Below are 18737 nucleotides of genomic sequence, written 5' to 3'. Positions count from 1 at the left end.
CTTAAAATGCCGCGATGAGCAATTACGCAATAGGTCTGCAGCCGCGCTGCTATGCGCTGGTGCCGGCCGCCGGCGTCGGCGCGCGCTCGGGTGCCGACGGCCCCAAGCAGTATGTGCCGCTGGCGGGGCGGGCGATGATGGCCCATACCTTGGAGGCGCTGGCCAAAGTGTCAGGTCTTGCCGCCACGCTGGTGGTGCTGTCGCCCGAGGATGATCAATTCGAGACGGCGGTGCCGGGCTTCGACGGCTGGGTGGCGCGCTGCGGCGGTGCGAGCCGGGCCGAGAGCGTTGCGAATGGTCTCGATGAGTTGCTGGCGCGCGGCGCCCAGGCGCATGACTGGGTGCTGGTGCATGACGCAGCGCGCTGCCTGCTACGGCCCGAGTGGGTCGAGAAGCTGATTGCGGCCTGCGCTGGCGATGAGATCGGTGGCTTGCTGGCGATGCCGCTGGCCGACACTCTGAAGCAGAGCAGCCACGGCCGCGTGATGAACACGGTGGACCGCAGCGCCAAATGGGCCGCGCAGACGCCGCAGATGTTCCGCCTGGGCCTGCTGAAACCGGCGCTGGCCGGCGGCGGCGAGGGCATCACCGATGAGGCCAGTGCCATCGAGGCGCTGGGCCACCAGCCGCTGTTGGTCGAGAGCCCGATGGAGAATTTCAAAGTCACCTGGCCGGCGGATTTCGCCCTGGCCGAACGCCTGTTAAGGACCCGAACATGACCGTAGAAACCGACGCCGATATCGCCGGCCTGAAGGCCGCCGGCCATGCCGTCTCCAGCGTGCTGAACCGCATGCTCGATGCGATCAAGCCGGGCATCACGACCCGTGAGCTCGACGAGATGGGTGCGCTGTGGCTGGCCGAGTTCGGCGCCAGGTCGGCCCCGGCCACCAGCTACAACTTCCCCGGCGCCACCTGCATCAGCATCAACGAGCAGGCCGCGCACGGCATTCCCGGTGAGCGGGTGATCGCCAAGGGCGATGTCGTCAATATCGATGTCTCGGCCGAGCTGGGCGGCTACTTCGCCGACACCGGCGGTACCCGCGTCGTGCCGCCGACCACGCCGACCAAGACCCAGCTGGTGTTCGCCGCCCGCTATGCGCTGGAGCAGGCGCTGAAGGAGGTGCGCCATGGCGCCAGGCTGAACCGCATCGGCCATGCGATCGAGCGCGTCGCCAAGGCCCACCGCTTCAAGATCATCGAGAACCTGTGCAGCCACGGCGTCGGCCGCTCGCTGCATGAGGAGCCCAAATACATCCCCGGCTACTTTGACGCCAGCGACACCCGCGTGCTGACCGAGGGCATGGTGATCACGATCGAGCCCTTTCTGTCGACCAAGAGCACGATGGTCGACGAGCAGGCCGATGGCTGGACCCTGTCGGGCATCAAGGGCAATCTGTCGGCCCAGTTTGAGCACACCCTGATCGTGACCCGCGGNCGATGGCTGGACCCTGTCGGGCATCAAGGGCAATCTGTCGGCCCAGTTTGAGCACACCCTGATCGTGACCCGCGGCGCGCCGCTGGTCGTGACCCGTCACTGACGCTCAGCACACCATAAGAAACGCCCCGCATGCGGGGCGTTTGACTTGCACTCAGCGCAGGCTCAGAACTTGTAGCTCAGGCCCACCGAGAACATATCGGCATGGGTCTTGACCTTGTTGCTGCCGTACTTGGCCGAGATGCGGTCCCAATCGGCATTCAGCGCGATCTGCTCGGTCAGCGCATAGCTGACGCCGGCGCCGATCAGCGGCTGCATGCTGGATTTCTTGCTCGTGGCGCCCGCGTAGGACTTGGCCTGGGTGTAGGCCACGCCCAGACGGCCTTTCAGCGCGAAGGGGCCGGCGTTGTAGGCGGCCACACCGCTGACGCCCAGGCCGCGCAGATTGACCGAGCCGGGCACCAGCACATTGGCCTGGTTCTTCAGGCTGCCGATGCCGCTCTTGATGCCAAAGCCCATCGCCTCGACGCCGAAGGTCTCGTCGAACATATAGCCGCCGAAGATCTTGCCGCCGGTCTTGGCGGTCTTGTCGCACTTGACGCCGGTCTGGCAGCCGATGTCGTACTTGTTGGACAGGCCGAGGCTGGCGCCGGCATACATGCTCGGGCCGGTGTTGCTGGACGACTGGGCCGAGGCGGCGCCGGCGGCCAGCAAGGCGGTGGCTGTGGCGAAGGCGGCGAAAGCATAGCGAACGGGGGACTTCATGGGGCTCATGGGGAAATTACTCCTTGGGTTTGTTCTGCCTGTGTGACCCGCTGCGGGTTCACGACGGAACGCAGTGTCCTCGGGGCCTCGGGAAACTGCCAGTTGACTCTGGCAAGTGGCATAGTTCGGTCCGCTGTGTGGCGAAAAACGATACTTGTGCCCATGCAAGACCAGGGCGGGGAGGGTGGAGATGAGCAGTCCGGAGCTGTTGTTGCAGGTGCTGCGCAGTGAAATGCGCGCGGCCAATATGACTTATCGCGGCCTGGCCGAGCGGCTCGATCTCAGCGAGTCCAGCATCAAGCGCATGTTCTCGCAAGGCGATATGAGCTTGTCGCGCCTGGCCCAGGTCTGCAAGGTGATCGGCGTGGCGCTGGAGGATGTGTTGCGCCAGGCGGCCGATGCGGCGCCGCAGTCCGACACGCTGACCCTGGCCCAGGAGCGGGCGCTGGTGGCCGATGCCAAGCTGCTGATGGTGGCGACCTGTTGCCTCGGGCATTGGACCCTGGAGCAGATCATCGAGACCTATGCGATCAGCGAGGCCGAGTGCATCGGCTCTCTGCTCAAGCTGGACCGTCTCGCACTGATCGAGCTGAAGCCGCTGAACCGCTACCGGCTGCGCGTCTCGCGCGCGTTCCGCTGGCTGCCCGACGGACCGGTCCAGCAGCTGATGCGCCAGCATGTGGTCGGCGACTATTTCGCCGGCCGCTTCGACGGGCCCGGAGAGACCATGTTGTGCGTGCACGGCCGGCTGTCCGACCCGAGCGCACAGGAGCTGGTGCAGAAGATCCAGCAGCTGGCCGCCGAGCTGGCGCGCCTGCATCAGGACGACCAGCGCCTGCAGCCGGCGCTGCGCGATGGCTACACCTTGCTGCTGGGGCTGCGCTCCTGGGAGTTCTCGCAGTTCACCGCGATGCGGCGCTGAGCCTGGGGACGCTGGGGCCGGCCGGTGCGCTGTCGGCCTTGCAATGCCAGCTCAGCACGAGCTTGGCGCTGAAGCGGCCCAGCTGCGCTTTCAGGCAGGGCAGCTGGCCCGCGCGCTCGGCGCTGCTGCAGGCCATCAGCGTCAGCAAGGCCCCGCTGAGCAGCAGGCCATGGCGGCGGCGCAGCCGCAGTGTGGCCGGCCAGCGGGCGGGGGGGAGGAGCAGCTTGGTCAGTGTCATGGCGGGGCCGAGTGTTGTCGGCCTGACGCCTGAATGCCACAGCGGCAGCCAAGGTGTCGTCTTTTGCTGCCGGCGGTAGCGCCGCCCGAACCCTAGCGGAACACCGGGCCGAGGAAGAGGTAGACCGCGCTGGGGCCTTCGCGGGTATGGCCCAGCGCGAAGTAGAAGGGGCCGAAGCGGGTGTCGACGGCCAGAAAGCCGCTGGCGGCCAGCTTCAGGTCGCCGGGGCCGACGATCTGGCCGCGCTGCACGCCCCCACCGGCCTCCAGCGAGAAGCCGGCCCGCACCGCCTGGCCCAGGCCCAGCGGCATCTGGCCGATGCGCTTGGCCATCACCAGCCGGGCCAGCGCGATGTTCTGGCCCTGCAGCGAGGCATCCGGGCTGCCCGACAGGCGCAGAAAACCGCCCAGGCTGCGATCGCTGCCATAGCTGCCGTGCGCCAGCTCCAGATAGACATGGCCGGCCCAGGCGCGCCACTGGAAGGCGCTCATGCCGGCCAGGGCCAGCTGCATGGAGCCGCCGTTCTCGACTGAGTGCAGCAGGTCCAGGCGCAGGTCCAGCAGCTGGCCGCGGCTGGGGAAGGCGACCGAGTCCAGGCTGTCGATGCGCAGCTGGCCATAGACGGTGCCAGAGCGCTGATGCAACTGGCCCTGCAAGGGATCCTCGGGCACCAGCATGCGCACGCGGTTGCTCAGGCTGCCGACGCCCAGCCGCACATCGCCCCAGTTGCCCAGGCGTCGGCCCAGTGCCACCTCGTTGCGGCTGCTGCTGTAGACATAGCGGCCGATGCGCCGGCCTTCGTTGAACAGGTCGGCATCGCTGCTCACCGAGCGCAGGCTGGGTGCGACAAACCACGGCGAGCCCGCGCCCAGCGGCTGCAGCAGCTCGGTGCTCAGCTCGCGCTGGGCCCCCAGGCGCAGCGTACTGCGCAGCTCGGCGCCCCAGCGGTTGAGCCAGCCGAGGTGGTGCATCGCGACGACGGAAAAGCGGTTGGTGTCATCGAAATTGCTGTAGAGATCCAGGCCCAGGCGCAGGCGGCTGAAGGCCCAGTCGGCCTCGCTGACCCGCAGCGTGATATCGCGCCGCCCCTCGCGCTCGACGCTTTGCGCATCGACGCGCTCGAACTCGCCGCTGCCATAGAGCGCGGTTGCCGCCTGCTCGGCCTGGGCCTGGGTCACCGGCGCGCCCGGCGCTAGGCCCAGCAGATGCTGCAGCTGGCCCTTCAGCGCCGGCACCTGGGTGCGCCGCGTGCCCTCGATGCGCAGCTCGCCCAGCGGCAGCGCGTCGTCGGCCGCCAGCACCGGCGCGGCCTGTTGCAGCCGGGCGCGCCGGTAGTCGGCATAGTCGGCCTCGCTCAGCGCCAGCGCCGCCAGCCGTTCCTGCGTGGCCAGGGTCGAGCGCTCGCCGGCCTCCAGCGCCAGCTCGCGGCGGCTGAAGTCCATGAAGCCGATGCCGTCGAGCTGGGGGTCGATCAGCACATCGTTGGCACGCAGCTCCTTCAGCGAGCGCGCGACGTTCTGCTCGGTCAGGATCTGGATCATCTGGTTGGCCACGCCGATGGCGCTGCTCAGCTCCCGCTCCTCCAGCAGCGGCGAGCCGACATTGACCGCGATGATGATGTCGGCGCCCATGCTGCGCGCGATGTCCACGCCCAGATTGCGCACCAGGCCGCCGTCGACCAGGGGCCGGCCCTGGATACGCACCGGGGCGAACACCCCGGGCACCGCCATCGAGGCCCGCAGCGCGAGGAAGAGCGGCGTGTCGGCCATTTGCTGCAGCTCGCCGCTGAGCAGATCGGTGGCCAGCGCGCGAAAGGGCAGGGCCAGGCGGCTGCTGGGCAGCTCGGCGCGCGCGCCGGTCACCAGCTGCTCCAGCGCATGCTCCAGCGCGCTATTGCCGGCGGCCGCCGGCGGCAGGCTGGCGCCTTGCAGGCCCACGTTCAGCTCGATGCGCGATGGCACGGCGAGGTCTTCCTCGCGTCGCGTGAAGCTCAGCGAACGGCGCTGCGGCCGGTCGGCCAGGATGGCATCCCAGTCGGCGCCGTGCACAAAGGCTTCGAGTTCCTCGACGCTGCGGCCCGAGGCATAGGCACCGCCGACCACCGCGCCCATGCTGGTGCCGACGATCAGATCCACCGGCACGCGCAGCCGCTCGAGCGCCCGCAGCACGCCGATATGGGCCATGCCGCGCGCACCGCCGCCGGACAAGACCAGGCCGATGCGCGGCCGTTCGGTCGTTGCAGGTGCGGCCAGGGTCGATACCGGCAACAGCAGCATCAACGCACAGCAGAGCAGAGCCTGGAGGGGCATGGACGTTTGGATTCTTTGTTTGCCGAGGCCGGGGCGCGCGCAAAGCACGCTAAGCTCTCCGTCCTCTTTCTTTGAGAGCCGCCCAAAATGGCCCGCATTATGTTCCGCATCGGTGAAGGCTGGGACACCCACGCCCTCGTCTCCGACCGCCCCCTGATCCTGGGCGGCGTCACCATCCCGCACAGCCACGGCCTGCTGGGCCATTCCGACGCCGACGCGCTGGCCCATGCGCTGACCGACGCACTGCTGGGCGCGGCCGCGCTGGGCGATATCGGCAAGCTCTTTCCCGACACCGCGGCCGAATTCAAGGGCGCGGACTCAATGGTGCTGTTGGCCGAGGCCTACGCCCGGGTGCGCGCGGCCGGCTGGGAGATCGTCAATCTGGACAGCACCATCGTCGCCCAGGCGCCCAAGATGGCGCCGCACATCCCGGCGATGCGGGCTCGCCTGGCCGAGGTGCTGGGCATCGACGCCGGCCAGATCAATGTGAAGGCCAAGACGGCCGAGAAGATGGGCCCGGTGGGCGAGGGTCGGGCCATCGAGGCACGCGCCGTCTGCCTGCTGCAGGCCGAGAGCGGCTCTAACTCGCCCGCTGCAGCCTGATCTGGGTCAGCAGGCCACCGCCCTGGGCATTGCTCAGCGCCAGCTGGCCGCCGATGCGCTGCAGCGATTTCTCGACGATGGCCAGGCCCAGGCCGGCGCCGGTGGCGGCGGTGCGGGCCGCGTCGCCGCGGAAGAAGGGCGTGGTCAACCGTGCCAGCTTGTCAGGAGGCACGCCGGGGCCGTGGTCGCGCACCTTCAGCAGCACCGAGTTGCCTTCCTGCTCGGCGCTGACCTCGACCCAGGCCGCTTCATCGGGGCCGTGGCCATAGCGGCGCGCGTTCTCGAAGATGTTCAGCAGCACGCGACCCAGCTCGGTCTCGTCGGCCCAGACCTTCAGCGCCGGCGGGATGAAGATGCCGATGCGGATCTGGGTCGGGTCGCGGAAAGGTTGCGCCTCGCGCTCGACCAGCTCAGCCAGGTTCAGCGGCTGCAGCTGCAGCTCGCTGGGCCGGGCGTAGTCCATGAACTTGTTGATGATGGCGTCGAGCTGGTCGATGTCCTGCACCATGTACTGGCGCGCCAGCTCGTCGCTGACGCTCATCTCGGCCTCCAGCCGCAGCCGCGCCAGCGGCGTGCGCAGGTCGTGCGAGATGCCGGCCAGCATCACGGTGCGGTCCTCCTCCATCTTGGCCAGCTCGCGGGCCATGCGGTTGAAGCCCATATTGACCTCGCGGATCTCGCTGGTGCGGGTGCTCTCATCCAGGCGCGAGTCGTACTCGCCCTCGCGGATGCGGCCGGCCGCGATCGACAGTTCGCGCAGCGGCTGGTTGATCAGCCGCGCGATCGTCGCCGAGCCCAGCACCGTGGCCACCAGCGCGATCACGATCCACCACCAGTTGCTGCTCAGCGTCACCGACAGCGGGGCCGGGCTGGTCTGCAGCCAGTAGCTGTCGCGGTCGATGCTGAAGCGCACCCACAGCCCGTCGTCCCCGTTGACGCTGCGCGCCACCACGGTGTCTATGCCCAGGCGCCCGCGCAGCTCGGCGGCCAGGCGCTTGGCGAAAGGGCTGGTGTCATAGGGCTGCCAGCGGTCGTGCTGCTCGGCCACGCGCACCCGTACCGTCTCGCTGCGCGCGATCGAGCTGATCACCGCGACCCGATTGATCGCATCGGCATTGGCCAGCGCGGCGCGGCTGAGGTTGACCAGGCCGGCCAGCTGCTGGGCCGATTCAAGCGCGCGCGGCTCGGCCTCCAAAGCCTTGAAGGTCTGCTGCCAGGCCATCACACCGCCGACCAGCAGCAGGGCCAGCAGCGCAAAAGTGCGCCAGAACAGGTTCAGCGCGAGATGCGGGCGCGACATCGGCGACGCCCGCTCAGCTCACATCATCGGGCACGAAGACATAGCCGACCCCCCAGACGGTCTGGATGTAGCGCGGCTGGGCCGGGTCGGCTTCCAGCAGCTTGCGCAGACGCGAGATCTGCACGTCCAGGCTGCGGTCGAAAGGCTCGAACTCACGGCCGCGCGCCAGCTGGGCCAGCTTGTCGCGGCTCAGCGGCTGGCGCGGATGGCGCACCAGGGCCTTGAGCATCGAGAACTCGCCGGTGGTCAGCGGCAGGGCCTCGCCATTCTTCGACAGCCGGCGCATCGCCAGATCGAACTCGAAGGGGCCAAAGCTCACCGTCATCGGCTCCTTGGACGGGGCGCCGGGCGCCTCCATCGCCGGGCGGCGGCGCAGCACCGCATTGATGCGGGCCAGCAACTCGCGCGGATTGAAGGGCTTGCTCAGATAGTCGTCGGCGCCGACCTCGAGGCCGACGATGCGGTCCACTTCCTCGACCTTGGCGGTCAGCATAATGATGGGGGTGTTGTCATTGGCGGCGCGCAGGCGGCGGCAGATCGACAGGCCGTCCTCGCCGGGCAGCATCAGGTCCAGCACCATCAGGTCCACGGTCTCTCGGGTCAGCTGCTTGTTGAGCGCCTTGCCGTCCTCGGCCAGCAGGACTTCGAAGCCTTCCTGGGTCAGATAACGGCGCAGCAGATCGCGGATGCGCGCGTCGTCGTCAACGACCAAAATGCGATTGGGCCGGGTCTGGGCGCTGGTGTTCATGGCCACTCCTGAATTTGTAACAGCGGCATTTTGCAGGGCTTTGGCCCGCTGTTACATCTTTGGCCGCGCGGACTGTGAGCAGATGTTTCCTTGTCAACGGATGGGGGGCACGCACCGCTAAGCTCAGGGTTCACCAACCGATTGAGGGAGATCGATGACACGCAAAACCATGGCCGCACTGGCCTTGATGACCCTGGCGCCCGTGCTGGCCCAGGCCGAGGCGCCGCGCCAGAACGCGCTGAACCTGAGCGCCACCGCAAGCCAGGAAGTGAGCCGTGATGTGCTGGGCGTCAGCTTCACGACCACCAAGGAAGGTACCGACGCGGCCCAGGTGCAGAGTGCGCTGAAGCAGGCGCTGGACGCTGCGCTGGCCGAGGCGCGCAAGATCGTCAAGCCGGGCCAGGTCGAGGTGCAGACCGGCAATTTCGCGCTCTACCCGCGCTATGCGCCCAAGACCGGCCAGATCAATGGCTGGCAGGGCACGGCCGAGCTGCAGGTCGAGGGCAAGGACACGGCGGCGATCGCCCAGCTGAGCGGCCGCATCGCGACGATGAGCATTGCCCGCGTCGGCTACAGCCTGTCGCGCGAGGCGCGCGAGAAGGTCGAGGGCGAGGTCGTGGCTCAGGCGATCGCACGCTACAAGCTGCGCGCGGCCGACTATGCGCGCCAGTTCGGCTTCTCCGGCTACCAGATCGGCGAGGTCAGCGTCAACACGGCCGACTCCGGACCGATGCCGATGGCCGCGCCCTCGATGATGCGCATGAAGGCCGCCGGCATGGCCGACGAGGCCCTGCCGGTCGAGGCCGGCAAGGCGACCGTCAGCGTCTCGGTCAACGGCGTGGTCGTGATGACGAAGTAAGCCTTACTGCGCGGTCCAGCCACCGTCCATGGCCCAGGCCTGGCCGCGCACGTTCGCAGCGGCATCGGAACACATGAAGACGGCCAGTTCGCCCAGTTCCTCCGGGGTGGTGAACTGCAGCGAAGGCTGCTTCTCGGCCAGCAGCCGCTTCTTGGCCTCGTCGATGCTGACGCCATCGGCAGCGGCGCGGGCATCGACCTGCTTTTGCACCAGCGGCGTCAGCACCCAGCCGGGGCAGATCGCGTTGACGGTCACGCCGGTGGTGGCGGTTTCCAGCGCCACGCTCTTCGTGAAGCCGACGATGCCGTGCTTGGCGGCCACATAGGCCGACTTCTGCGCCGAGGCCACCAGGCCGTGGGTGGAGGCGACGTTGATGATGCGGCCCCAGCCCTTGGCCTTCATGCCCGGCAGGGCCAGGCGGGTGGTGTGGAAGGCGGAGCTCAGGTTGATCGCGATGATGGCGTCCCAGCGCTCGACCGGAAACTCCTCGACGGCGGCCACATGCTGGATGCCGGCGTTGTTGACCAGGATGTCGCAGCCCCCGAACTCGGCGTCGATATAGGCCATCATCGCCTCGATCTCGCCGGCCTTGCTCATGTCGGCACCGTGGTAGCCGACCCGAATGCCGTGATCCTTACCGAGTGCCGCCACCTCGGCCTTCGGCCCCTGGGCATCGCCAAAGCCGTTCAGCACGATGTTCACACCCTGGCGCGCCAGGGTCAGCGCGATGCCCAGACCGATGCCGCTGGTGGAGCCGGTGACCAAGGCGGTTTTGCCTTTCAACATGGGGAATTCCTCGGGGGTTGTTAGGATGCCTGCAAAGGATACCGAAACAAATGCCCGAACCGCGCCTGAACCATGTGCAATGCCTGAGCAGCGCCGGCCTGCATCGCATGGCTTACTGGGAATGGGGCGCGCGCGACAACCCTCGTGTGCTGGTCTGCGTCCATGGCCTGAGCCGCCAGGGCCGCGATTTCGATGTGCTGGCCCGCAGCCTGAGCGAGCGCTACCGCGTCATCTGCCCCGATGTGATGGGGCGCGGCGAGTCCGACCGGCGACCCAATGCGGCGCTCTACCAGGTGCCGGTCTATGTGGCCGATATGGTGACCCTGCTGGCGCGGCTGGATGTGGCCGAGGTCGACTGGGTCGGCACCTCGATGGGCGGCCTGATCGGCCTGGGCCTGGCGGCGCTGCCGGACAGCCCGGTGCGGCGTCTGGTGCTCAACGATGTGGGCCCTGCCATCGAGTATGCGGCGCTGGAGCGCATCGGCAGCTATCTGGGCCAACGCATGCGCTTTGACAGCCTGGCGCAGGGTGTCGCCCATCTGCGAGAGATTTCGGCCGGCTTCGGGCCGCACAGCGAGGCCGAGTGGCTGGCGCTGTCGCGGCCGATGTTCCGGCCGGATGCTGAAGGCGACGGCAGCGGCGTGCGCCTGCACTACGACCCGCGCATCGCCGAGCCCTTTGCCGCGTTGACGCCGGCGCTGGCGGCGGCCGGCGAGGCCGCGCTGTGGCAGGCCTATGACGCGCTGCGCTGCCCGACCCTGCTGCTGCGCGGGGCCGAGTCCGATCTCTTGTCGCGCGCGACCGCCCAGGCGATGACGCAGCGCGGCCCCCATGCGCTCTTGCATGAATTGCCCGGTGTCGGCCATGCGCCGACCCTGGTGGCTGCCGATCAGATCGCCCTGGTGCAGCATTTCCTCAGGTAGTTATGAAGACAGGATTGCCCGCAAGAGCGGAGCAGGCCGCGCCCATTGTCGCGCTGGCCGACACCGGCGAGGGCCAGGCGGCCGTGGTGCGTGCCCGCGCCTTTGCCGAGCCGCTGCTGGCCGGCCAGCCGCTGGATACCGGCGAGGACGCGCTGGCCCATGCCGATGGCGTGGCCGCGATACTGGCCGGCATTGGCGCGGCGCCGGCCATGCAGGCGGCCTCCTATCTGGTCTATGCTGGCGACTATCTGAACAAGCCCGAGGACATCGTCGCCAAGGCCTTTGGCGACAGCTATGCCAGCCTGGTGACGCACACGCGCAAGCTGGTGCAACTGCAGCGCGCGGCCCGCGAGGCGCAGGGGGCGCTGAAGGGCGAGGAGCAGCGCCAGCAGCAGACCGAGCGGGTGCGCAAGATGCTGCTGGCCTTCTCGCGCGATCTGCGCGTGGTGCTGCTGCGCCTGGCTTCGCGTCTGCAGACCCTGCGCTACTTTGCCGCGACCAAGACCGAGTGCTCGCAGGCCGTGGCGGCCGAGTCGCAGCAGGTGTTCGCGCCGCTGGCCAACCGGCTGGGCATCTGGCAGATCAAATGGGAACTGGAGGATCTGTCCTTCCGCTTTCTGCAGCCCGAGGCCTACAAGGGCCTGGCCCGTGCGCTGGACGAGAAGCGCGTCGAGCGCGAGCAGCGCATCGAGGCCGCACGCCTGGCGCTGCAGGCCGATCTGGCGGCCCATGGCCTGCAGGCCGAGGTGCAGGGCCGGCCCAAGCATCTCTACAGCATCTGGAAGAAGATGCAGGGCAAGAGCCTGGAGCTGGACCGGGTCTTCGACCTGCGCGCGCTCCGAGTCATCGTGCCCGATGTCAGCGATTGCTACGCCTGCCTGAGTCTGCTGCACGAGCGCTTTGTGCCGGTGGCCGGCGAGTTCGACGACTACATCGCCAAGCCCAAGCCCAACGGCTATCAAAGCCTGCATACCGTCGTGCTGGGGCCGGACGAGCGGCCGATGGAAGTGCAGATCCGCACGCGCGCGATGCACGAGCATGCCGAGCACGGCGTGGCCGCGCACTGGGCCTACAAGGAGGCGGGTGCGCGCGGCTATGCCGGCGTGACGGCGGCCGGCGAGTTCGAGGAACAGGTGGCGGCCGCGCGCAAGGCGGTGCTGCGCCAGCTGCTGGCCTGGGAGCGTGATTTCGTCGAGGGCGATGCGCCCGGCGCGCAGCCGGTGTTCGACGACCGCATCTATGTGTTCACGCCCCAGGCCACCATCGTCGAGCTGGTCAGGGACGCGACGCCGATCGACTTCGCCTATGCCGTCCACACCGATCTGGGCCATCGCTGCCGGGGCGCCAAGATCGATGGTCAGATGGTGCCGCTCAACACCAGGCTGCAAAGCGGTCAGACCGTCGAGATCAGCGCGCTGAAGGAGGGTGGACCCTCGCTCGATTGGCTCAACCCCGAGCTGGGCTATCTGCAGAGCCAGCGCTCGCGCACCAAGGTGCGCGCCTGGTTCAATGCGCTGGCCCAGGCCCAGACGATTGCCAAGGGCCGCGAGCTGGTCGAAAAGCTGTTGCAGCGCGAGGGCAAGACCGCCACCAAGCTGGAGGATCTGGCCGCACGCCTGGGCTTCAAGAATGCCGATGCCTTGTTCGAGGTGGTGGGCAAGGACGAGTACTCGCTGCGCAATATCGAGAACCTGCTGCGCCCGCCGGCGCCCGAGCCCGATACCGACGAGATGCTGGTGCAGCGCCGGACCAAGGCGGGCAGCTCGGCACCCAAGGGTGGCGTGCTGGTGGTCGGGGTCGATTCGCTGCTTACGAATCTGGCGCGCTGCTGCCGGCCCGCGCCGCCCGATGGCATCGGCGGCTATGTGACGCGGGGCAAGGGAGTGGCCATCCACCGCGCCGACTGCAGCAACTTCCGCCAGATGGCGCAGCGCGCGCCCGAACGCGTGATCGCGGTGGCCTGGGGCGAGACGCCCGAGAAGGGCGCGCTCTATCCGGTCGATGGGATCCTCGAGTCGAGCGACCGCCAGGGCCTGCTGCGCGATGTGCTGGAGGTGCTGGCCAAGGAGAAGATGAATGTGATCGCGGTCAACACGCAATCCCTGAAGGTGGCCAAGGGCGAGACCGCCTGGATGAGCCTGACCGTCGAGGTGGCCGATTCCGGTCGCCTGGCCCAGGTGCTGCGCAGCGTGGCCCAGGTCAGCGGCGTGCGCAGCGCGCGGAGAAAATAAGCGCGGATTGCTGCGAGAGTTTGAAAGACTCGAAAATCCATGCTATAGTGCGAAGCTCTTCAGGCGCGTAGCTCAGTTGGTTAGAGCACCACCTTGACATGGTGGGGGTCGTTGGTTCGAATCCAATCGCGCCTACCAAATTTGGTAGGTACACCCAAGTACAGCAGATCCCGGTAACTCAGCGAGTTATCGGGATTTTTGCTTTGGGCGGCCCGTGGCCGCCGTGTCAAATGGCTCAGCGAGCCGCTGTCAGCGGCAGGCCGCGCAAGGCATGGGCCAGCTCGGACGACTGCCAGATCGCAATGCGCTGCTCGGCCGCGAAAGGGCGGGCGTTGTCGCTGAGCGGGGCCAGGCCGATATAGAGCGCGTCTTCTGCCTCGCTGGTCTCGCGCGCTGTTTGCAGCGCACGCAGCACCTCCAGCCCGGTGCGGGCCGACTTCCAGCGCTTGGCGCAGACCAGCATGCGGCGGCCGCCTTTGGTCAGCTCAAAGTCGAAGGCCTCGCCCTTGCCGCGCTGCACCGCATAGCCATCGCGGACAAAAGCCTGCTCCAGCAGCGCCGAGAAGCTCGGCCAGTTCATCGCCATCACGGCCTGCTCGGTCTGGGCGATGCGTGCGGCGCTGGGCAGATGCCACTGGCGGCGCGCAGCCATCACACTGATCACGACAAAAGGCAGGCCCGACATGGCGCCGACCACCTTCAGCCCATCGGGCAGCAGGGCCGCGCTGAGCAGCCCCAGCACCAGCGCGATCAGCAGGCTGATCCACCAGGACGAGCGCAGCAGGATCGCGAACAGCGAGTTCTTCGCCATCTTCAGTTTCAAATCAATCTCCGTGAACAGTGAGGGCCGCAGTGTCTACCGATTTCCGGCCGTTTGTGTCGCCGGGTGCTATCGGTAGTTGCGCGCGTGCCTGGCGCGGCGGCGCGAACAAAAATCGAGGCATGCGCTTGTTGCTCCTGCTTTGCTTCCTGCCCATGTGGGCGGCCGCCGCCGATGGCCCGTCGATCTCGCGCATCCGCGACACCGGTGTCATCGTGATGGGCTACCGGCCCGCCTCGCTGCCGTTTTCCTATCTTGACACCAATCTGAAGCCGATCGGCTACTCGATCGAGCTGTGCGAGCGGGTGATCGCGGCCGTCAAGCGCGAGTTGAAGCTGCCCGAGCTGGAGGTCAAGCGGGTCGCGGTCAGCTCGGCCACCCGGCTGCCCATGGTGGCCAACGGCATGCTGGACATGGAGTGCGGCATCACCACCAACAATGCCGAGCGCGCGCGCAACCAGGCCTTCTCGGTCACCACCTTCGTCACCGAGACCAAGCTCTTGTCGCGCAGCGTCGACGGGGTGCGCAGCCTGCGCGATCTGCGCGGCAAGCCGGTGGCCTCCACCATAGGCACGACCAGCATCCAGTACCTGCACAGCATCAACGAGCAGGAGGATCTGGGCTTTCGCATCCTGGCCGGGCTCGATGATCCCGAGGCCTTCCATCTGCTGCGCACCGGGCGGGCGCGCGCCTTCATGATGGACGATGTGCTGTTGCGCAGCATGCTGGCCCAGTTGCCCAGCCCCCAGGGCTACGAGGTGTCCGAGCAGGCGCTGACCGTCGAGCCCTATGGCATCGGCCTGAGCCGCCATGACCCGGCCTTCAAGCAGCTGGTCGACAGTGTGCTGATCGGCCTGTACCGCAGCGGCGAGATCTTCGCGATCTACCGGCGCTGGTTCGAGTCGCCGATACCGCCGCTGGGCATCAATCTGCAGCTGCCGATGAGCGCGGCCTTCAAGCGCGTGATCGCGCAGCCGACCGACACGCCCGACCCCGCGCACTACCGCTGATCACCTGAAGGCCTCGAGATTGATCGCGTGCCGGTGCAGCTTGTCGTAGAGCGTCTTCTTCGCGATGCCCAGCAGCTCCATCGCGGCCGGCACCTTGCCCTGGGTGCGGCGCAGCGCCTGCTCGATCAGGGTCTTCTCGACCAGGTCCAGCTGGCGCGCCAGATTCAGCGCCGGCACCTGCTGCAGCGCGGCGCTGCTGTCCAGATCATCGAGCGCCAGCACGAAGCGGTCGGCCGCATTGCGGATCTCGCGCACATTGCCGGGCCAGTCGTGCGCCATCAGTTCGCGCAGTCGCTCGGGCTTGAGCTCGGGCGCCGGGCGCTCGTAGCGGGCGCAGGCCTGGGCGACGAAATGTTGGAACAGCAGCGGGATGTCCTCGCGCCGCTCGCGCAGCGGCGGCAGATGCAGCAGCGCGACATTGAGCCGGTAATAGAGATCGCTGCGGAACTTGTTCTGCTCGCCCAGCTCGCGCAGATCGGCCTTGCTGGCGGCCACGAAGCGCACGTTGATCGGCAGCTCCTCGTTGGAGCCCAGGCGCTCGATGCGGCGCTCCTGCAGCACCCGCAGCAGCTTGATCTGCAGCGCGATCGGCATGGTCTCGATCTCGTCGAGCAGCAGGGTGCCGCCGTTGGCATGCTCGATCTTGCCGATGCGGCGCTTGGCCGCCGAGGTGAACGAGCCCTGCTCATGGCCGAACAGCTCGCTCTCGAACAAGGCCTCGGGCAGGCCGCCGCAGTTGATCGCGACGAAGTTGCGGTCACGCCGCGCGCTCTGGTCGTGCAGGCAGCGCGCCACCAGCTCCTTGCCGGTGCCGGTCTCGCCCAGAATCATCACATCGGCCGAGGTGCCGGCCAGATTGAGGATCTGGCGGCGCAGCTGCTGCATCACGGCCGAATTGCCCAGCAGCGCGGCCTCGATGCCGCTGGCCCGCTGCAGCTGGGCGCGCAGCTCGTCGGTGGCGCTGCGCAGCAGGCGCAGATCCAGCGCGCGCCGCGCCGTGTCGACCAGGCGCTCGGGCGCGAAAGGCTTCTCGAAGAAGTCGTAGGCGCCGCTGCGCATCGCCTGCACCGCCATCGCGACGTCGCCATGCGCGGTGATGAGGATTACCGGGATGCTGGCATCGGTGGCCAGCACATGGTCGAGCAGGGCGCGACCGTCCATGCCGGGCAGGCGCACATCGGTGATCACGATGATCTGCGCGCCCGGCGCGATATGCGGCAGCGCCTCCTCGGCCGAGCGGCAGGGCGTGACGGAAAGGCCCGCCAGCTCCAGGGTCTGCGTCAGGCTGACCCGCACCGGCAGATCGTCCTCGACAAAGACGACGTGATATCCCTCAAACATGTGTTTCCTTTGCTGCATCCCAGGTGTCGACGGCCAGGTCGAACTCGAAGCTCATGCCCTGATCCAGTCTGACGGCGCGCAGCGTGCCGCCGAACTCATGGATGATTTTCGACGAGATCACCAGGCCCAGGCCCAGGCCCTCGCCGGCCGGCTTGGTGGTGAAGAAGGGTTCGAACAGACGCGGCAGCAGGGCCTCGCTGAGCCCGCTGCCGCTGTCGCTGACGCTGACGAGCACGCGCGCACCGGCGTCGATGGACACCGCGCTGACGCCCAGCTGCCGCCGGGTCTCGTGTGCCATCGCATCCAGCGCATTGCCGAACAGATTGACCAGCACCTGCTCCAGCCGGTTGCCCTCGCAGCGCACCCGCAGCCCGGCCGGCACCTCCAGGCGCAGCTCCACCGCCCCCTCGCGCAGCCGGTGCTCGACCAGCAGCTGCGCATTGCGCACCGCCTGCAGCAGCGAGACCGGCGCGCTCATCAGCTCGGCCTTGCGCGCAAAGCTCTTGAGCTGGCGGGTGATCAGGCCCATGCGTTCGACCATCGCATCGATGGTGCGCAGGTTCTCGGCCACGGCCTCGTGGCGACCGCTCTCCAGCAACAGCTGGGAGTTGCGAGCCAGCGCGCGCAGCGCGGTCAGCGGCTGGTTCACCTCGTGCGAGATGCCGGCCGACATCTGGCCCAGCGCCGCCAGCTTGCCGGCCTGCACCAGCTCGTCCTCGACCTGCAGGCGCTGGGCGATCTGGCGCTTCAGCTCGGCATTGCTGCCGCGCAGCTCGGTGGTGCGGATGTCGACGATGCGCTCGAGCTGGCCGTGCGCCTCCTGCAGCTCGGCCTTGGCCTGGAACAGCTGGCGCAGCGCGCGCCGCCGCGAGGACAGATACAGGGCCAGCATGCCGGCGCAGGCACCGAAGGCCGCGCCGCTCCAGCCGGCGTAACGGGCCTGGCGCCAGACCTCGGTCGGGTCGGACAGCGCGACCATGCGCAGGCCCAGCGGCACCAGCAAGCGCTCCTGGGCCAGCAGCTGCGGGCCTTCGATCACGCGCGGCTTGTCCTCCAGCGGCGGCACGCGCACCAGGCTGGAATTGGTGCTGGCCAGCAGGCGGCGCGGGATGCCCACGCTGGTCAGCGGTGACTCGGGATAGCGGCCGCTGGCGCGCAGCGCAGCGCGCCGGTCCTCGTCGGCCTGGCCCAGCACGAAATACTTCCAGTAGGGCACCGAGCTCATGATGACCACGTCCTGCTCATCGGCCACCAGCAGGCGTTCGCCCTGGCTGCGCAGGCCCAGGTCCACCCAGGTGGCCTCCAGCGGCGCCAGGCTCAACCGCACCGCGATCACGCCGAGCAGCCGACCCTGCTGGCGCACCGGATGCAGCAGATAGAAGTCGGTGCCGCGCGTGGCGGCATCGCTGGCAAAGAAGTGGCGCAGATCGGTGGCGATGGCCTCGCGCAGACGGGCCGGCGCGGGGCTGCGGTCGCTGCTGGCCAGCACCTGGCCGGCGGCATCGGCGATGAAGATCTGCATGGTGCCGGCGCGCACATTGATGCGGGCCAGGGCCTGGTCGGCGCGGCGCCGGCGTGACTCGTCCTGCGGCGAGGCGAGCAGGGCCAGCATCTCGTCGTCGATGGCCAGCAGGTCGGGCAGATAGGCGTGGCGACCGAGTTCGGCCTCCAGATTGGTGGCATAGAGTTCCAGCCGCTCATTGGCCAGCGCGGCCAGATGCGCCATGCCGGCGGTCTCGCTGAGGCGCTGGCCCAGCACCAGGCCGAGCAGCATCAGCCCCCCCGTCACGTAGATGAAGAAGCGGGGTCGGCTCAGTCGGCGTGTCAGCCGCTGCCGCAGCGCTGCGAGTTGGAAGCGGTCGATCATGGGGATGCGTAGTGTGCCCAATCTGATGCGCGCCGTCCCGGCCGCGTGCGGGGCTTTCTGGGTGATGCGAAAACCCGCCCGCTGTTTGGCTGGCTTGTGTGGATTTCCGCCCTGTTGCTTCCGGCCGGTCGGCGCCACCTGCCGGCCGAGCGGTGTTTCGGGGTGTTTTGAGGGCCGATCCTTCGGTGATTACCCGCAGTTATTCGGAACTGGCATATGGATTGCAATGAAGACCGGGTCGGGCGGCGCTGGTCGCCTCAAAAAAGCAGAGGGTCTTCAATGGAAACTTTTGTACAGCAAATCATCAACGGGCTGGTGCTCGGAAGCATGTATGCGCTGGTGGCCTTGGGCTACACGATGGTGTACGGGATCATCAACCTGATCAATTTCGCGCACGGCGAGGTGTTGATGGTGGGGGCGCTGGTGAGCTGGACGGTGGTGACCTTTTTGGTCGACAGCGGGCTGCCGGGCTGGGCGCTGATGCTGGTGGCGCTGATCTGCGCGGTGATCGTTTGCACGACGCTGAACTTCGTGATCGAGAAGATCGCGTACCGGCCGCTGCGCAATGCGCCGCGGCTGG

18 protein-coding genes and 1 tRNA gene are annotated in these 18737 nt (G+C 68.0%); 10 read left to right on the top strand and 9 right to left on the bottom strand.

Annotated features, from left to right (window positions below):
• Positions 1-14: 14 nt before the first annotated feature.
• Together ispD and map are read left to right on the top strand one after the other, a co-directional pair.
• Positions 15-719 carry a 2-C-methyl-D-erythritol 4-phosphate cytidylyltransferase gene (ispD, locus tag PO768_RS17485; RefSeq protein WP_272647070.1) on the top strand — a complete coding sequence of 235 codons (705 nt, stop codon included), beginning with the start codon at positions 15-17 and terminating at the stop codon, positions 717-719.
• A complete protein-coding gene (gene map / locus PO768_RS17480; protein ID WP_272647069.1) occupies positions 716-1486 on the top strand; it encodes a type I methionyl aminopeptidase in 771 nt (256 codons plus the stop codon). Before ispD ends, map begins: the two co-directional genes overlap by 4 nt.
• A 114-nt stretch (positions 1487-1600) precedes the next feature.
• Here map and PO768_RS17475 read toward each other — a convergent pair whose 3' ends face one another.
• Entirely contained in the window at positions 1601-2200 is a 600-nt protein-coding gene (locus PO768_RS17475) for a porin family protein (protein WP_137943210.1), read from the bottom strand.
• Positions 2201-2390: 190 nt separating this feature from the next.
• Between PO768_RS17475 and PO768_RS17470 the strand changes: the two genes are divergently transcribed.
• Complete coding sequence (locus tag PO768_RS17470) at positions 2391-3122, top strand: helix-turn-helix domain-containing protein (protein ID WP_272647068.1); 732 nt, start codon at positions 2391-2393, stop codon at positions 3120-3122.
• On the opposite strand, the gene PO768_RS17465 is transcribed toward PO768_RS17470, so the two are convergent.
• Entirely contained in the window at positions 3103-3360 is a 258-nt protein-coding gene (locus tag PO768_RS17465) for a hypothetical protein (protein ID WP_137943208.1), read from the bottom strand. The genes PO768_RS17470 and PO768_RS17465 overlap by 20 nt on opposite strands.
• Before the next feature lie 92 nt (positions 3361-3452).
• Complete coding sequence (locus tag PO768_RS17460) at positions 3453-5669, bottom strand: patatin-like phospholipase family protein (protein ID WP_272647067.1); 2217 nt, start codon at positions 5667-5669, stop codon at positions 3453-3455.
• 87 nt (positions 5670-5756) lie between these two features.
• Here PO768_RS17460 and ispF point away from each other — a divergent pair, with 87 nt between their 5' ends.
• Positions 5757-6272 (top strand): 2-C-methyl-D-erythritol 2,4-cyclodiphosphate synthase, encoded by a 516-nt coding sequence (gene ispF, locus PO768_RS17455; RefSeq protein WP_272647066.1) that lies wholly within the window; start codon positions 5757-5759, stop codon positions 6270-6272.
• On the opposite strand, the gene PO768_RS17450 is transcribed toward ispF, so the two are convergent.
• Together PO768_RS17450 and ompR are read right to left on the bottom strand one after the other, a co-directional pair.
• Positions 6250-7572 carry an ATP-binding protein gene (locus PO768_RS17450; RefSeq protein WP_272647065.1) on the bottom strand — a complete coding sequence of 441 codons (1323 nt, stop codon included), beginning with the start codon at positions 7570-7572 and terminating at the stop codon, positions 6250-6252. The two genes, ispF and PO768_RS17450, sit on opposite strands and share 23 nt — an antisense overlap.
• A gap of 13 nt (positions 7573-7585) precedes the next feature.
• A complete protein-coding gene (gene ompR / locus PO768_RS17445; RefSeq protein ID WP_137943204.1) occupies positions 7586-8320 on the bottom strand; it encodes an osmolarity response regulator transcription factor OmpR in 735 nt (244 codons plus the stop codon).
• 154 nt (positions 8321-8474) lie between these two features.
• On the opposite strand from ompR, the gene PO768_RS17440 reads away from it, so the two are divergent.
• Positions 8475-9179 (top strand): SIMPL domain-containing protein, encoded by a 705-nt coding sequence (locus PO768_RS17440; protein WP_272647064.1) that lies wholly within the window; start codon positions 8475-8477, stop codon positions 9177-9179.
• Positions 9180-9182: 3 nt separating this feature from the next.
• Here the strand turns inward: PO768_RS17440 and PO768_RS17435 are convergent, their stop codons facing one another.
• Positions 9183-9965, bottom strand: a complete 783-nt coding sequence (locus tag PO768_RS17435; protein ID WP_272647063.1) for a 3-hydroxybutyrate dehydrogenase — start codon at positions 9963-9965, stop codon at positions 9183-9185.
• A 50-nt stretch (positions 9966-10015) separates the two neighbouring features.
• Here PO768_RS17435 and PO768_RS17430 point away from each other — a divergent pair, with 50 nt between their 5' ends.
• The 3 genes from PO768_RS17430 to PO768_RS17420 all read left to right on the top strand — a co-directional run bounded on the left by PO768_RS17430 (position 10016) and on the right by PO768_RS17420 (position 13257).
• Positions 10016-10888 (top strand): alpha/beta fold hydrolase, encoded by an 873-nt coding sequence (locus tag PO768_RS17430; protein ID WP_272647062.1) that lies wholly within the window; start codon positions 10016-10018, stop codon positions 10886-10888.
• A 2-nt stretch (positions 10889-10890) separates the two neighbouring features.
• Positions 10891-13119, top strand: a complete 2229-nt coding sequence (locus PO768_RS17425) for a RelA/SpoT family protein (RefSeq protein WP_272647061.1) — start codon at positions 10891-10893, stop codon at positions 13117-13119.
• A 61-nt stretch (positions 13120-13180) separates the two neighbouring features.
• Positions 13181-13257 (top strand) — tRNA-Val (locus PO768_RS17420).
• A 97-nt stretch (positions 13258-13354) separates the two neighbouring features.
• On the opposite strand, the gene PO768_RS17415 is transcribed toward PO768_RS17420, so the two are convergent.
• A complete protein-coding gene (locus tag PO768_RS17415) occupies positions 13355-13942 on the bottom strand; it encodes a restriction endonuclease (RefSeq protein WP_272647060.1) in 588 nt (195 codons plus the stop codon).
• A 119-nt stretch (positions 13943-14061) separates the two neighbouring features.
• Between PO768_RS17415 and PO768_RS17410 the strand changes: the two genes are divergently transcribed.
• A complete protein-coding gene (locus PO768_RS17410; protein ID WP_137943188.1) occupies positions 14062-14949 on the top strand; it encodes an amino acid ABC transporter substrate-binding protein in 888 nt (295 codons plus the stop codon).
• Here PO768_RS17410 and PO768_RS17405 read toward each other — a convergent pair whose 3' ends face one another.
• Positions 14950-16290, bottom strand: a complete 1341-nt coding sequence (locus tag PO768_RS17405) for a sigma-54-dependent transcriptional regulator (RefSeq protein ID WP_272647059.1) — start codon at positions 16288-16290, stop codon at positions 14950-14952. It lies immediately after the preceding gene.
• A complete protein-coding gene (locus PO768_RS17400; RefSeq protein ID WP_272647058.1) occupies positions 16283-18157 on the bottom strand; it encodes a sensor histidine kinase in 1875 nt (624 codons plus the stop codon). Before PO768_RS17400 ends, PO768_RS17405 begins: the two co-directional genes overlap by 8 nt.
• 279 nt (positions 18158-18436) lie before the next feature.
• On the opposite strand from PO768_RS17400, the gene PO768_RS17395 reads away from it, so the two are divergent.
• A partial coding sequence (locus tag PO768_RS17395; RefSeq protein ID WP_442953242.1) for an ABC transporter permease subunit occupies positions 18437-18737 on the top strand: 301 nt, incomplete at its 3' end.

This window comes from Paucibacter sp. XJ19-41 (assembly GCF_028462495.1).
GTDB lineage: Bacteria > Pseudomonadota > Gammaproteobacteria > Burkholderiales > Burkholderiaceae_C > Roseateles_E.
This window is presented reverse-complemented; position numbering and strand designations above follow the sequence as displayed.

Coding starts and splice junctions, on each gene's coding strand:
- PO768_RS17435 (WP_272647063.1), bottom strand. CDS start 9,965: ATGTTGAAAGGCAAAACCGCCTTGGTCACCGGCTCCACCAGCGGCATC.
- PO768_RS17450 (WP_272647065.1), bottom strand. CDS start 7,572: ATGTCGCGCCCGCATCTCGCGCTGAACCTGTTCTGGCGCACTTTTGCG.
- PO768_RS17400 (WP_272647058.1), bottom strand. CDS start 18,157: ATGATCGACCGCTTCCAACTCGCAGCGCTGCGGCAGCGGCTGACACGC.
- PO768_RS17405 (WP_272647059.1), bottom strand. CDS start 16,290: ATGTTTGAGGGATATCACGTCGTCTTTGTCGAGGACGATCTGCCGGTG.
- PO768_RS17440 (WP_272647064.1), top strand. CDS start 8,475: ATGACACGCAAAACCATGGCCGCACTGGCCTTGATGACCCTGGCGCCC.
- ispD (WP_272647070.1), top strand. CDS start 15: ATGAGCAATTACGCAATAGGTCTGCAGCCGCGCTGCTATGCGCTGGTG.
- PO768_RS17430 (WP_272647062.1), top strand. CDS start 10,016: ATGCCCGAACCGCGCCTGAACCATGTGCAATGCCTGAGCAGCGCCGGC.
- PO768_RS17475 (WP_137943210.1), bottom strand. CDS start 2,200: ATGAAGTCCCCCGTTCGCTATGCTTTCGCCGCCTTCGCCACAGCCACC.
- PO768_RS17425 (WP_272647061.1), top strand. CDS start 10,891: ATGAAGACAGGATTGCCCGCAAGAGCGGAGCAGGCCGCGCCCATTGTC.
- PO768_RS17465 (WP_137943208.1), bottom strand. CDS start 3,360: ATGACACTGACCAAGCTGCTCCTCCCCCCCGCCCGCTGGCCGGCCACA.
- PO768_RS17410 (WP_137943188.1), top strand. CDS start 14,062: ATGCGCTTGTTGCTCCTGCTTTGCTTCCTGCCCATGTGGGCGGCCGCC.
- PO768_RS17460 (WP_272647067.1), bottom strand. CDS start 5,669: ATGCCCCTCCAGGCTCTGCTCTGCTGTGCGTTGATGCTGCTGTTGCCG.
- PO768_RS17470 (WP_272647068.1), top strand. CDS start 2,391: ATGAGCAGTCCGGAGCTGTTGTTGCAGGTGCTGCGCAGTGAAATGCGC.
- ispF (WP_272647066.1), top strand. CDS start 5,757: ATGGCCCGCATTATGTTCCGCATCGGTGAAGGCTGGGACACCCACGCC.
- ompR (WP_137943204.1), bottom strand. CDS start 8,320: ATGAACACCAGCGCCCAGACCCGGCCCAATCGCATTTTGGTCGTTGAC.